At 70.9% G+C, this 12,622-nt stretch carries 11 protein-coding genes; 2 read left to right on the top strand and 9 right to left on the bottom strand.

From position 1 onward, the window contains the following. Positions 1 to 28 precede the first annotated feature (28 nt). From STRTUCAR8_RS40330 to STRTUCAR8_RS40350, 5 genes are read right to left on the bottom strand one after another with little or no spacing between them, the layout of a single operon-like run. Positions 29 to 1,525, bottom strand: a complete 1,497-nt coding sequence (locus STRTUCAR8_RS40330; RefSeq protein WP_006382165.1) for an HAD-IA family hydrolase — start codon at positions 1,523 to 1,525, stop codon at positions 29 to 31. A 28-nt stretch (positions 1,526 to 1,553) separates the two neighbouring features. Then, positions 1,554 to 2,612, bottom strand: coding sequence for an ABC transporter ATP-binding protein (locus STRTUCAR8_RS40335; RefSeq protein WP_006382164.1), 1,059 nt, complete (start codon positions 2,610 to 2,612; stop codon positions 1,554 to 1,556). Positions 2,613 to 2,617: 5 nt separating this feature from the next. Further along, positions 2,618 to 3,433, bottom strand: coding sequence for an ABC transporter permease (locus STRTUCAR8_RS40340; protein WP_006382158.1), 816 nt, complete (start codon positions 3,431 to 3,433; stop codon positions 2,618 to 2,620). Beyond that, positions 3,421 to 4,317 carry an ABC transporter permease gene (locus STRTUCAR8_RS40345; RefSeq protein WP_006382171.1) on the bottom strand — a complete coding sequence of 299 codons (897 nt, stop codon included), beginning with the start codon at positions 4,315 to 4,317 and terminating at the stop codon, positions 3,421 to 3,423. The genes STRTUCAR8_RS40340 and STRTUCAR8_RS40345 overlap by 13 nt, the downstream gene beginning before the upstream one ends. Then, the gene (locus tag STRTUCAR8_RS40350) at positions 4,314 to 5,471 is read right to left on the bottom strand and encodes an ABC transporter substrate-binding protein (protein ID WP_006382172.1); all 1,158 of its coding nucleotides are present in this window, start codon (positions 5,469 to 5,471) and stop codon (positions 4,314 to 4,316) included. The genes STRTUCAR8_RS40345 and STRTUCAR8_RS40350 overlap by 4 nt, the downstream gene beginning before the upstream one ends. A gap of 212 nt (positions 5,472 to 5,683) precedes the next feature. Here STRTUCAR8_RS40350 and STRTUCAR8_RS40355 point away from each other — a divergent pair, with 212 nt between their 5' ends. Then, on the top strand, positions 5,684 to 6,424 hold the full coding sequence (locus STRTUCAR8_RS40355) for a GntR family transcriptional regulator (RefSeq protein ID WP_006382174.1): 741 nt from the start codon (positions 5,684 to 5,686) through the stop codon (positions 6,422 to 6,424). Positions 6,425 to 6,528: 104 nt separating this feature from the next. Here STRTUCAR8_RS40355 and STRTUCAR8_RS40360 read toward each other — a convergent pair whose 3' ends face one another. From STRTUCAR8_RS40360 to STRTUCAR8_RS40370, 3 genes are all read right to left on the bottom strand, one after another. Further along, positions 6,529 to 6,981, bottom strand: a complete 453-nt coding sequence (locus STRTUCAR8_RS40360) for an Lrp/AsnC family transcriptional regulator (protein ID WP_006382166.1) — start codon at positions 6,979 to 6,981, stop codon at positions 6,529 to 6,531. Positions 6,982 to 6,988: 7 nt separating this feature from the next. Next, entirely contained in the window at positions 6,989 to 8,431 is a 1,443-nt protein-coding gene (locus STRTUCAR8_RS40365; protein ID WP_006382159.1) for a GuaB1 family IMP dehydrogenase-related protein, read from the bottom strand. Between the two features lie 168 nt (positions 8,432 to 8,599). Next, positions 8,600 to 9,013 carry a barstar family protein gene (locus tag STRTUCAR8_RS40370; RefSeq protein ID WP_006382162.1) on the bottom strand — a complete coding sequence of 138 codons (414 nt, stop codon included), beginning with the start codon at positions 9,011 to 9,013 and terminating at the stop codon, positions 8,600 to 8,602. A gap of 193 nt (positions 9,014 to 9,206) precedes the next feature. On the opposite strand from STRTUCAR8_RS40370, the gene STRTUCAR8_RS40375 reads away from it, so the two are divergent. Next, on the top strand, positions 9,207 to 11,471 hold the full coding sequence (locus STRTUCAR8_RS40375; protein WP_006382161.1) for an MMPL family transporter: 2,265 nt from the start codon (positions 9,207 to 9,209) through the stop codon (positions 11,469 to 11,471). Between the two features lie 91 nt (positions 11,472 to 11,562). Here the strand turns inward: STRTUCAR8_RS40375 and STRTUCAR8_RS40380 are convergent, their stop codons facing one another. After that, positions 11,563 to 12,606, bottom strand: a complete 1,044-nt coding sequence (locus tag STRTUCAR8_RS40380) for a sugar-binding transcriptional regulator (RefSeq protein WP_044473733.1) — start codon at positions 12,604 to 12,606, stop codon at positions 11,563 to 11,565. Between the last annotated feature and the right edge of the window lie 16 nt (positions 12,607 to 12,622).

Raw genomic sequence — 12,622 nt, forward strand, 5'->3', positions numbered from 1 at the left:
TAGGGGCGGCGGGGGCGAGGAGAAATCTCTACCGGAGCCCGAACGTCGTCAGGACCGCCGCATGGTCGGAGGGCCAGTCGTTGTCGGCCACGTCGGGCCACAGCCGCACAGCCCCACTCACCACCACCCGGGAATCCAGCACCCGCAACCCCCGCCCGTTGTGCAGCACGAAGTCGATCCGGTCCTGCGGCTCGCGCCGCCCGCTCCCGTCCTCGTGGTCGACGTGGATCGGCGACCAGGTGTGACCGGGATCCCGGACCGCGTCCGGGTGGGCCTCCCGGTACGAGTCCCGCAGCCCCGCCTCCTCCGCCGCCTTGGTCACCGGCCACGCCACCCCCGGCCAGTCCAGATGCGAGGGCGTGTTGAAGTCCCCGACGAGCACGACAGGCGTGGAGCCGTCGGCGGCGGAGTCGCTGATCCGGCGCAGGATCTCCCGCAGCTGCTCCAGCCGCCCGCTCTCACGGGCGACCAGCTCGGCCGCCGGGAGCCCGTCGAAGTGGGAGTCGTACGGCCCGTAGGGCGCGCAGTCGAGGTGGGCGCTCCAGACGTCGGCCGCCAGCCCGCCGTCCAGCCGGATCCGTACCCCGGTCGCCCCGTAGAAGCCGACGTCCGGGTCACCCAGGCGGGCGCTGATCGGGTAACGGCTGATGACGCCGAGGTTCGGGCCGGCCTGGTGGTGGTGCCAGCCGAGGGCTTCGGCCAGTTCCTGGGCGGAGGTGCCGTGCGTCTCCTGGAGGCCGACGACGTCGGCGCCCGTCTCGGTGATCACCTTGAGCTGCTTCTCGCGGTGGTCGGCGACCTGCGTGCCGCCGAGCCAGAGGTTCCAGCTCAGCACCCGGAGTTCACGGGTGACCATGGCGTCGAGCTGCGCCACGGTGACGCCGGCCAGGCTGGTCAGTACCGTCCGGCCGGGGGCCGCCTCGATCGGCGCGAGTGAGGGGACGGCGAGCACCGCGCAGCCCGCCGCCTCGGCCGAGGTGACGCCGGTCTCGGTGTCCTCGACGGCCACGCAGGCGGCCGGGTCGACACCCAGGGCGTGGCAGGCGGCGAGGTACGGATCGGGGGCGGGCTTGGTGTGTTCGGTGTCGTCGGCGGTGACGGAGACCGCGAAGCGGGCGGCGCCGAGCGCTTCGAGCACGGTGTCGGCGACGGCCCGGGGGGAGGCGGTCACCAGGGCGGTGGGTATGCAGGCCCGGGCGAGCGCGTCGAGCAGGTCGAGGGCGCCGGGGCGGGGCACGATGCCGGTGCGGACCCGGGCCGCGAACTCCCGGTGCAGTTCGGCGGCGAGGCGGCCGGCCTCCGCTCCCGTGGCGGCGGCCAGCCAGTCGGCGGTGTGCTCGACGGGCCGGCCGAGCACGTCGGGCTGGTCCGCCACGGTCAGCGGCCTCCCGGCGACCTGCTCCACCGCCTCCCACCACAGCCGCTCGGTGTCGACGAGCGTGCCGTCCATGTCGAACAGGGCTGCCTGGAGGTGGAGTTGGGGAACTCCGGGAGTGTCGGAGGTACGGGGGGTGTGGGGGGTCACGATTCTCTCTCTCACAAACTCTCGTTCGTCACGGGCGGTTCGCGCGCTCGGCCACCAGCACCGGCCGCTCCGGCAGCGACACCCGCACGGTGGCTCCCGCGCCCAGCGTGGCGGCCTCGTGTGCGGGCAGGTCGGCCTTCACCTCGGTGCCGTCCCCGAGCCGTACGGTGATCCGGGTGACCGCGCCGAGGAACGCCGTGGCGACGACGCGTGCGTCGCCCGCCGGGTCGGCGCCGACGCGCACCGCCTCGGGCCGGACCAGTACGTCGACCTCGGCGGTGGCCGGCGCCTCGCCGTCGACCGGGAGCCGCTGCCCGAGCACCTCGACCGTGCCGGCGGCCAGCCGCCCCGGGATCCGGCTCATCGTGCCGACGAACTCGGCGACGAAGGCGGTGGCGGGCCGACCGTACAACTCGGCGGGGGCGGCGCACTGTTCGAGGCGCCCGGAGTGCATCACGGCGACCCGGTCGGCCATGGACAGGGCCTCTTCCTGATCGTGCGTCACGAACAGGGTGGTGATGCCGAGTTCCTGTTGCAGGCGGCGGATCTCCTCGCGCAGGTTCAGCCGTACCTTGGCGTCCAGCGCCGACAGCGGCTCGTCGAGGAGCAGTACACGCGGACGCAGAGCCAGGGCGCGGGCCAGTGCGACGCGCTGCTGCTGGCCGCCGGAGAGCTGGTGCGGAAAACTCGCGCCCTTGTCGGCCAGGCCCACGACGTCGAGCAACTCGGCGGCGCGGGCGCGTCGTTCGGACGTACGCACCTTGCGCATCCGCAGTCCGAAGGCCACGTTGTCGAGGGCGCTGAGGTGCGGGAAGAGGCTGTACGACTGGAAGACCATCCCGGCGTCCCTGCGGTGGGCAGGCACCCGGGTGACGTCCTCCCCGTCGACCAGCACCTCGCCGGAGTCGGGGTGTTCGAACCCGGCGAGCATGCGCAGCGCGGTGGTCTTGCCGCAGCCGGAGGGTCCGAGCAGCGCGAGCAGTTCGCCCGGCCGTACGGCGAGGTCGAGTCCGTCGAGGGCGACGGTCGGGCCGAACTCCCGGCGCAGGCCCCGGAATTCGACGGTGGCGGCCTTGTCGAGCGTCATGTGGTTCATCCCTTGGCGGCGGCGGTTCGGGAACGCCCGCCGAGCCCGGCGAGCGCGAGGAGGAGGGCCCAGGTGACGAACAGGCTGAGCACGGAGACGGCGACGGACAGCTGGGCCTGCGAGCCGCCGACGCTGTAGATCCACACGGCGAACGGCTGGAAGCCGAGCAACTGGGCCACGGTGAACTCGCCCAGCACCAGGGCCAGGGTGAGGAAGGAGGCGTTGAGCAGGGCCCCGCGCAGGTTGGGCAGCACCGCCGTCACCAGCGCCTGTACCGGGCTCGCACCACAACTGCGGGCGGCCTCCACCAATGTGCGGATGTCGATCGCGCGCAGCCCGGCGTCCAGTGCCCGGTAGACGAAGGGCAGCGCCATCACGACGTAGGCGAGGACGAGGACGACGGGGAAGTCAGGGTTCTGGATGGCGACGAAGGTCTGGAACAGGGGCGTACGGGAGAGGTGTTCCGGCCCCCACTTGAGGACGGTCGAGATCCCGGCGACGAACGCGATCGGCGGGACCACCAGGGGCAGCGAGCAGATCACCTCGACGACCGGCCGCAGCCGGGGTGCGCCGAGCCGCAGGGCGACCATCGCGGGCACCATCAGCAGCAGGACCACGGCGATGGTGGCGGCGGCGAGTTCGAGGGACAGCGTCAGGCCGGGGAGGAAGCCGTCGGCGCCGACGATCTGGCTGTACGCGTCGAAGGTGACGCCCTCGCCCGGAACGTCGACCGTGAAGATCACGGAGGCGGCGAGCGGGACGAGGAAGTAGACCGCGGCGCCGGTGAGAACCACCCCGCGCCACAGGTTCAGGCGAGCCATCGCGCGCTCCTCCGTTGCAGGGGCAGGTACACGGCCATGACGAGGCCCGCGATCAGGACCATGTCGAGGCTGAGGGCGAGCGCCACGTTCTCCTGGCCCACCAGCACGTTGCCGGAGATGGCGTCGGCGATCTGGAGGGTGACCAGCGGGATCGAACTGCCCACCATGGCGGCGGCGGTGGCGTACGCGGCGAAGGCACTCCCGAAGAGGAGTACGAACCCGCCGAGCAGCGAGGGCAGCAGCACGGGCAGACCGACGTGCTGCCAGTACTGGACGTTGGTGGCCCCGTTGTTCCGCGCGGCCTCGCGCCACTGGGACCGCAGGCCGTCGAGCGCGGGTGTGATCGTGAGGACCATCAGCGGAATCAGGAAGTAGAGGTAGACGATCACCAGTCCCCAGAAGCTGTAGAGACTCCAGCCCTTCTCCGTGAGTCCGAAGTGCCGTGTCAGCACACCGGAGTTGCCGAGGGTGGCGACGAAGGCGAAGGCCAGCGGCACTCCGCCGAAGTTGGCGAGGACCCCGGAGGCGGTGAGCACCGCCTCGCGCAGGGCCCGGAAGCGGGAGGTCACCACGGCCTGGGCGAGCAGCAGTCCGAGGACGGTCGCGATCAGCGCCGACACGGCGGACAGCTTGACGCTGCCGATCAGGGCCGTGAGATACGCGCCCTGGAGGGAGTCGGTCAGATTGGCGGTGGTGTACGAAGTGGCGCCGGTGGCCTGGTTCTTGACGGTGAAGGCGCCGTTCAGCATCGCCAGGGCGGGCACCCCGAAGGCGACCGCCACGAAGGCGAGCAGCGGCAGTACGGCGAGCCAGCCGGGGGCGCGACGCCGCCGCTTCAGGGAAGCGGCGGGCGCCACGTCGACCCGCGTGAGGGTGGCGGTCATCCGGAGACGGCCTTGCCCCAGCCCTCGGCCAGCACGGACTTGGCCTTGCTCTGCTGGGCCTCGGTCGGGAAGGACGGTGTGCCGGAGACCTTGGGCAGCTTGGCCGCGGCGGCCTTGTCGAGGGTGCCGGCCTTCTCCATGGCGGTCATCAGGGCGGGCCTGGCGTAGCCCTTGAGCCAGAGGTTCTGTCCCTCGGCGCTGTAGAGGTACTCCTGCCACAGGCGGGCGGCGGCCGGGTGCGGGGCGTCCTTGTTGATGGCCTGGGAGTAGAACTGGGAGAACTCGCCGTCGCTGGGCACGGACACCGTCCAGTCGACGCCCTTGGACTTGAACTCGTCGGCGTATCCGGCGTTGAGGTAGTCCCAGTCGATGCTGATGGGCGTCTCGCCCTTCTCGACGGTGGCCGGGGTCGACTCGACGGGCGTGTAGTTGCCGTTCTTCTTCAGCTTGGCGAAGAAGTCGAGGCCGGGCTGGATGTCGTCGAAGGAACCGCCGCTGGCCAGCGAGGCCGCCCAGACGCCGGCGAAGGCCGAACCGGACTTGGTGGGATTGCCGTTGAGGGCGACCTGCCCCTTGTACTGGGGCTTCAGCAGGTCGGCGAAGGATGTGGGGCAGGTCTTCACGCGCTTGGCGTCGCACCCGATGGAGATGTAGCCGCCGTAGTCGTTGAACCAGCGTCCCTCCGGGTCCTTCTGCCCCTCGGGTATGTCGGCGAAGGAGGCGACCTTGTAGGGCGCGAGCAGCCCCTGCTGGGCGGCGCTCAGCGCGAAGGAGCTGCCCAGGTCGAGAACGTCGGGTGCCCGGTCCTGCCCCTTGCGGGACGTGACGGCGTTGATCTCGTCCTGGCTTGCCCCGTCGGGGTTCTCGACCTCGATCTTGATGCCGTACTTCTTCTGGAAGCCGTCGATCAGAGCGCCGTAGTTGGCCCAGTCGCGGGGCAGCGCGATGGCGTGCAGCGTGCCCTCCTTCTTGGCGGCGGTGACCAGCTTGGCCAGACCGCCGAAGTCGGCGGCGGAGGTCGCGGTGGCCGCGTTCTTGCCGTTCGCGGTGGTCGACGTGTCGTCGGGGGCCGCGCCGCAGGCGGTCAGGGCGAGCGCGGCGACGACGGCGAGGGCGCCGCCACGGACGGCTGTTCTCGGCAGGGTCACGGTCACGGTCTCTCCAGGGGTACGCACGAGGGTTGAGGTGGTGCGGAGAACTTGTCTGAACAAGTTGACTTCAGTACGCCTTCCGGTGGTATCGCCCTCGTGAACACTGGCGAAACCCTGGCCACCGATTTCCTGCACAATCTCGCCGACCGTGGACGGTGCGTGGATGTCGATTACGCTGGTCACACTGTGCACAGCCACGAACTCAGAGGGGAAGCATGACGGCGCGACACGAGGAGATCGCCGACGAGCTGCGCCGGGCGATCGACCGCGAGCAGTACACGGTCGGCAGCCGTCTGCCTCCGGAAACAGAGCTCGCCGCCCACTACGGCGTGGCCCGCGGCACGATCCGCCAGGCGGTGGCGGCCCTGACGGCCGAGGGCCTCATCGGTTCCCGCCAGGGCGCCCGGCGGGTGGTCCTGGCCAGCCGCCGCAGCCAGACATTCGAGGAACTGCGCAGCTTCGCCCAGTGGGCCCGCGCGATGGGCCGGGAGGCGACGGGCCAGGTGGTGCACCAGGAGTACCGCCGGGCCACGACGGAGGACGCGATACGCCTCCAACTCCGTGAGAAGACAAAGGTGTTGCACGTCCTGCGGGTACGCGGCCTGGACGGCGAACCGGTCCTTCTGGAGCGGACGGTCTATGCCGACTGGATCGCCCCGTCCGTGGAACCCATCGAACCGGACTGCCCCTCGGTCACCCAACGCCTCTTCGAGGACACGGGTCTTGTCTTCGCATACGGCGAACACGTCATCGACGCGGTGGCGGCCGGCGCCCAGGACGCCGAACTCCTGGACATCCGCCGCACGAGCCCCCTCCTGCGCGTCCGCCGCGTGACGACGACAAGGGAGGGCCGCCCGGTCGAATGGTCCGACGACCGCTACCGAGGCGACGCGGTGAGCTTCAGCGTCCACAACTCCATCGAGAACAACGCCCTGGCAAGAAAGCCAGCAGAGTAGGGCAACTTGTAAACGGGGTCGGGGACAGCGCCGCCAAGGGGCGCGGGGAACTGCGCGACCAGCCACAACGAACCCGCACCCGCCAACGAACCCTTCAGAGCCCCCTACGCAGGCGACCCCGAAGAAAACCTCCGCAGCAAAGGCGACAGCACCAACACGGACTTCGTCCGCTCCACGAACGGCTCCCCGGCGATCCGCTCCAGCACCCGCTCGAAGTGCCGCATGTCAGAGGCGAAAACCTGCACCACCGCATCCGCCTCCCCCGTCACGGTGGATGCGGCCACCACCTCCTGGTACCGCTCGAGCCCCCGCCGGATCGTCTCCGGCGAGGTGTTCCGCCGGCAGTAGATCTCGACGAACCCCTCCGTCTCCCACCCCAGCGCCGCCGGATCCACCCGCACGGTGAACCCGGTGATCGCCCCGCTCTCCCGCAACCGGTCCACGCGCCGCTTCACCGCCGGCGCGGACAGCCCGACCAGCTGCCCGATGTCCGCATAGGAGCGGCGCGCGTCCTCGGCGAGGGCGCGCACGATCCGTTCGTCGAGATCGTTCAGCACGGCCGCGTCAGCCCCAGCTGGCGTGGAGCGGCTTGCCCTCCGCGTAACCGGCCGCGCTCTGGACGCCCACGATGGCCTTCTGGGCGAACTCCTCGAGGGAGTTGGCGCCGGCGTAGGTGCAGGAGGAGCGAACGCCCGCGATGATCGAGTCGATCAGGTCCTCGACGCCCGGACGGGCCGGGTCGAGGAACATCCGGGACGTCGAGATGCCCTCCTCGAACAGCGCCTTGCGGGCCCGGTCGTACGCCGACTCCTCCGACGTACGGTTGCGTACCGCACGCGCCGACGCCATGCCGAACGACTCCTTGTAGAGGTGCCCGGCGGCGTCCTGCTGCAGGTCGCCCGGGGACTCGTACGTCCCCGCGAACCAGGAGCCGACCATGACGTTGGACGCACCGGCGGCCAGCGCCATCGCGACGTCGCGGGGGTGGCGTACCCCGCCGTCCGCCCACACGTGCTTGCCGTACTTCTTCGCCTCGGCCGCGCACTCCAGGACCGCGGAGAACTGCGGCCGGCCCACGCCCGTCATCATGCGGGTGGTGCACATGGCGCCCGGTCCGACGCCGACCTTGATGATGTCGGCGCCCGCCTCGATCAGGTCCTTGACGCCCTCGGCGGCCACGATGTTGCCGGCGACGATCGGGACGTCCGGGTCGAGGTCGCGGACCAGTTTGACGGCGTTGAGCATCGACTCCTGGTGGCCGTGGGCGGTGTCGATGACGAGGGTGTCGACGCCCGCGTCGAGCAGCTGCTGTGCCTTTCCGGCCACATCGCCGTTGATGCCGACGGCGGCGGCGATCCGCAGCTTCCCGTTCACATCCGTGGCCGGCGTGTAGAGGGTGGCACGGAGGGCCCCCTTGCGGGTGAGGATGCCGGCGAGCCTGCCGTCGGCGTCGACGGCGGGCGCGTACCGGCGGTTGGCGCCGTCGAGGCGGTTGAAGGCCTCGCCCGGGTCGATGTCCGCGTCGAGGAGCAGCAGGTCCTTCGACATGACCTCGGAGAGCTGGGTGAAGCGGTCCACCCCGGACAGGTCGGCGTCGGTGACCACACCGACCGGCCGCTGCCCGTCATCGACGACCACTCCCGCGTTGTGCGCCCGCTTGGGCAGCAGGGCGAGGGCGTCGGCGACGGTCTGGTGGGGGGCGAGCACGATCGGCGTGTCGAGCACGAGGTGCCGGCTCTTCACCCAGGAGACGACCTCGGTGACGACCTCGATCGGGATGTCCTGCGGGATGACGACCAGCCCGCCGCGCCGGGCGACCGTCTCGGCCATCCGGCGGCCCGCGATGGCGGTCATGTTGGCGACGACCAGCGGGATCGTCGTGCCCGTGCCGTCCGGGGAGCTGAGGTCCACGGCCTGCCGGGAACCCACGGCGGAACGGCTCGGGACCATGAAGACGTCGTCGTACGTCAGGTCGTACGGAGGCTGGATGTCATTGAGGAAACGCACGTGCTGCACATCCCGGTCGATCAGAGGTGGCCCCCGGACAGGACAGCCAGGGGGAAGAGCACGTACCTCATTGTCCCATGCCCGTGACCTGAAACCGCCTGGTCGGATCGTCCAGACGGATCGCGGGGCGGCTGGTGGCATCCTCCGGCGGACCACCGGCCGGAGAGGTCAGGCGAGCACCATCACCACCGCCAGCCCCGTCTCCGTCTCCCGCCAGCTCGCGGCGGCGTCGGCGAAGATCTCCTGGAGGGTGTTCCACTCCTCGGGCCGGGCCGCCGCGTACTCCTGCCAGTTCCGGACGAGGAGGAGCCGGCCCCGGCTCGCGGGCCACCACTCCAGGTCGCCGAGGCAGTCCGCCAGCGCGTCCCAGTTCGCGCCGAACCGGTCCGGGAACCGCATCGCGGTGGCACAGGCCGTCATCAGCCCGGTCTTGTCCGAGACGCCGGTGAGATCGAGGTCGACGGCCTCCCAGCCGGCCGTGCGGGCGCCGTCGAGCGCTCGCTGTGCCGGCAGGGCGGCGGGCCAGGACAGGACACCGGCGGGCGCGGTGCCCGCGAACACCGGGGCGAGCGGGTCGGTCATCTCAGTACCGCCGTGCGGAGTCGCGAAAGGTCGAAGTGATCATCGCTGTAGTAGATCCCACCGGCCGCCCCATGACAACGAGGACCCGGGCGACAACCTTGGCGAGGACCCGGGCGGCAGCCTCCCAACAGGACATGTCGATCAGCGGGTCGTTCAATGAAGAGGACCGGCCAGTCGTCGGCGGGAGCCGCGCATGTCATCGTCGACAGCAACGCCAGTACCAGTACCAGCACCGGGGGACGGCAAGAACCCGCGCGGGAGACTGCGCCGGCTGGGCGAGTGGTGTGCCCGGCACTTCGTGATCGTCATCGTGGCCTGGCTGATCGCGCTCGCCGCGCTCCAGGTACTCAACCGTTCCTTCGGCGGTGAGTACTCCGACAACTTCTCCCTGCCCGGAGTCCAGTCGCAGCAGGGCCTCGACGTACTGAAGAAGCACGATCCGGCGGCCGGCGGGTACGGCAGCCAGATCGTCCTGCGGGACTCGGCCAAGCCCCTGACCTCGGTCTCCACACAGATGTCGCAGACCGTCGCCGACCTGCAGAAACTCCCGCACGTCCTGTCCGTCCAGAACCCGCTGCCACCGCCCGGCTCCCAGCCCGCCGGCAAGCAGACCGTCGGACCGCTCTCCGGCGACGCGAAGACCGGCTACGTCACCATCCGCTTCGACGTCCAGCCGTCCACCCTCGACGACGACTACCTCGACGGCGTCGACAACTCGGTGAAACCGCTGCGGGCGGCCGGAGTGCAGGTCGAGTACGGCGGACCGCTGGGCGAGCTGGCCCGGCCCGTCGCCGACGACCGGATCAGTGAGCTGATCGGGTTCGCGGTGGCGATCGTCGTCCTGCTGGTCGGCTTCGGCAGCGTGCTCGCCGCCGGCATCCCCCTGCTGACCGCGCTGATCAGCGTGATCGGCGGACTGGCCTGCCTCGGGCTGCTCGCGGCGGCGTTCACCTTCGCCACCGTCTCCCCCACGCTGGCCACGATGATCGGCCTGGGCGTCGGCATCGACTACGCCCTGTTCCTCATCACCCGGCACCGGCAGAACCTCATGGACGGCGACGATCCGGTACGGGCGGCCGGCCGCGCCACCGCCACCAGCGGGCGGGCCGTCCTGGTCTCCGGGTGCACGGTGATCGTCGCGCTCGCCGGCCTGTCCGTGTCCGGGGTCGGCTTCATCGCCAAACTGGGCGTCGCCGCGGCCGTGACGGTGGTCTCCGCGGTCGTGGGCGCCCTCACCCTGGTGCCGGCCCTGCTGGGGCTCATCGGCCACCGTATCGACCGCTACCGGGTGCGCCGCCCGATCGCCGAGGCCGCCGCCGATGCCGACGAGGCCGAGGGGCACGGCACCTGGCACCGCTACGCGCAGCGCGTCGAGCGGCGCCCCTGGTGGTTCCTGGCGGGCGGGGTCCTCACGGTGCTGGTGCTGGCGATCCCGGTGCTGTCCATTCAGCTCGGCCACATCGGGGACGGCGCCGATCCGAAGTCGTTCACGGACCGGCGGGCGTACGACATCATGGCCCAGTCGTTCGGGCCCGGCTCCAACGGCCCGCTGACGGTCGTCATCGACCAGACGAAGGTGCCCTCCGACCAGCGCTCGGCGCTCGCCTCGAAGGCGTCCAAGGCCCTGACGGACGTACCGGGCGCGGCCACCGTCACTCCCCTCACCGCGACGAAGGACGGGGATGTCCTGGTCGGCACGGTCTACTCCAAGGCGGCACCGCAGAGCGAGACGACCACCGACCTGACGAACCGCCTCGTCGACGACACCCTGCCCGGCGCCGTCTCCGGCACGGCGGCGCACGGCTATGTGACCGGCACGACGGCCGCCCAGGTCGACTTCCGTGACATCGTCGCGAGCCGCCTCCCGCTGATCATCGGCGTGGTCGTCGCCCTCGCCTTCCTGATCATCCTGGCCGTCTTCCGGGGCCTCCTGGTGGCGCTGAAGGCGGCCGTCCTCAACGTCCTGTCGATCGCGGCCTCGTACGGCGTCGTCGTGGCCGTCTTCCAGTGGGGCTGGGGCGGGCCCGCGCTGGGCGTGACCGGCAAGGTGCCCATCGAGAGCTATGTGCCGATGATGATGTTCGCCATCATCTTCGGGCTCAGCATGGACTACGAGATCTTCCTGCTCTCCCGCGTCCACGAGGCCTGGCTGCGCACCGGCGACGCGCGGGCGTCCGTGGCCCACGCCCTGGAGATCACCGCCCGGGTGATCACCTGCGCGGCCCTGATCATGGTGAGCGTCTTCGCCGCGTTCGTCGTGAGCGACAACGTGGTGGTGAAGATGCTCGGCCTGGGCCTGGCCGTGAGTGTGCTCATCGACGCGACGGTCGTACGACTGCTGCTGGTGCCGGCCGTCATGACCCTGCTGGGCGCCCACGCCTGGTGGACGCCCGGCTGGCTCGACCGGATACTGCCGCACGTCGACGCGGAGGGCGGAGACGGCGAGGAGCACGACTGAGGGCCGCCGAGTCCCCGTACGCGCCCCCTGGACAGAGCCTGAACAGAGCGGTGCCCGGGCCCCCGAAGGGAACCCGGGCACCGGCAGGTCGTCAGATCCCGTCCGGGTCCGCCCTGTTGAGCGCCGGCTTCGGCGTCGGGCCCGCCGTCATCAGGTAGTCCGCGGCCGAGGTGTCCGTGACCAGGCTGGTGACCAGCCCGGACCGCAGCACCGCGTCGATCGCCGCGGCCTTGCGCTGTCCGCCCGCGATCGCGACGACCTCGGGAACCCGGCGCAGCTGGTCCGTCTTGACGGTGATGCACCGTTCGCCGAGGTCACGGCCGACCCGGCGCCCCTCGGTGTCGAAGAGGTGCGCGGACATCTCGGCGGCGACACCCAGGGACGCGTAGTGGCTGCGTTCCTCGTCGCTGAGCATGTCGTGCACCGTCGAGATACCGGCCTCCCAGGAACCGATGGAGACGCAGGCGACCGTGACCTTGTCGAAGTACTCGAAGGCCCGCGCGATCCCGGTCTGGCTGCGCAGTGCGGCGGCGGTCGCCGCGTCGGGCAGCAGCATCGGCGCGTAGATCGGGTGGGCGTCGCCGCCGGACACCTGGGCCGCGCGGCGGACCGCCTCGACGGAGCCGCGCTCGGCGGTTCCTGCGTCGTACACACCCGTCAACTGGACCACCGTGCAGGGCGGCAGCCGGTCGAGGGCCGCCGCCATGTGGATGGTGGACCGGCCCCAGGCGAGGCCCAGGACATCGCCTTCGTTCACCAGTTCGCCGAGCAGATCGGCGGCCACCTCACCGAGGTTCTCGGGATCGGGCGACTCCTCCGCATCGGCCGGGGACTCGACCACGACCGCGTGCCTGAGGCCGTACCGGGCGCGCAGCGCGTCCGAGCGCTCGGCGTCCAGTTCGGCCGGGACACGGATCTCGATCCGCACCAGATCCCGTTCGAGAGCGGTCTCCAGGACCCTGGCCACCTTGAAGCGGCTCACGCCGAACTCCTCGGCGATCTGGATCTTGGACTTGCCCTCAAGGTAGAAACGGCGGGCCATGGCCGCCGCCTGCACCAGCTCAGCGGGCCCCATCCGCATTGCTGACCGGCCCGCCGACATACCCGACACGACGATCTCCTCACTGCTCTTCACTTCGCTGCTTTTCACA

It is taken from the genome of Streptomyces turgidiscabies Car8, assembly GCF_000331005.1.
Classification (GTDB): Bacteria; Actinomycetota; Actinomycetes; order Streptomycetales; family Streptomycetaceae; genus Streptomyces; species Streptomyces turgidiscabies.

Coding starts and splice junctions, on each gene's coding strand:
- STRTUCAR8_RS40335 (WP_006382164.1), bottom strand. CDS start 2,612: ATGACGCTCGACAAGGCCGCCACCGTCGAATTCCGGGGCCTGCGCCGG.
- STRTUCAR8_RS40340 (WP_006382158.1), bottom strand. CDS start 3,433: ATGGCTCGCCTGAACCTGTGGCGCGGGGTGGTTCTCACCGGCGCCGCG.
- STRTUCAR8_RS40345 (WP_006382171.1), bottom strand. CDS start 4,317: ATGACCGCCACCCTCACGCGGGTCGACGTGGCGCCCGCCGCTTCCCTG.
- STRTUCAR8_RS40355 (WP_006382174.1), top strand. CDS start 5,684: ATGACGGCGCGACACGAGGAGATCGCCGACGAGCTGCGCCGGGCGATC.
- STRTUCAR8_RS40370 (WP_006382162.1), bottom strand. CDS start 9,013: ATGACCGACCCGCTCGCCCCGGTGTTCGCGGGCACCGCGCCCGCCGGT.
- STRTUCAR8_RS40375 (WP_006382161.1), top strand. CDS start 9,207: ATGTCATCGTCGACAGCAACGCCAGTACCAGTACCAGCACCGGGGGAC.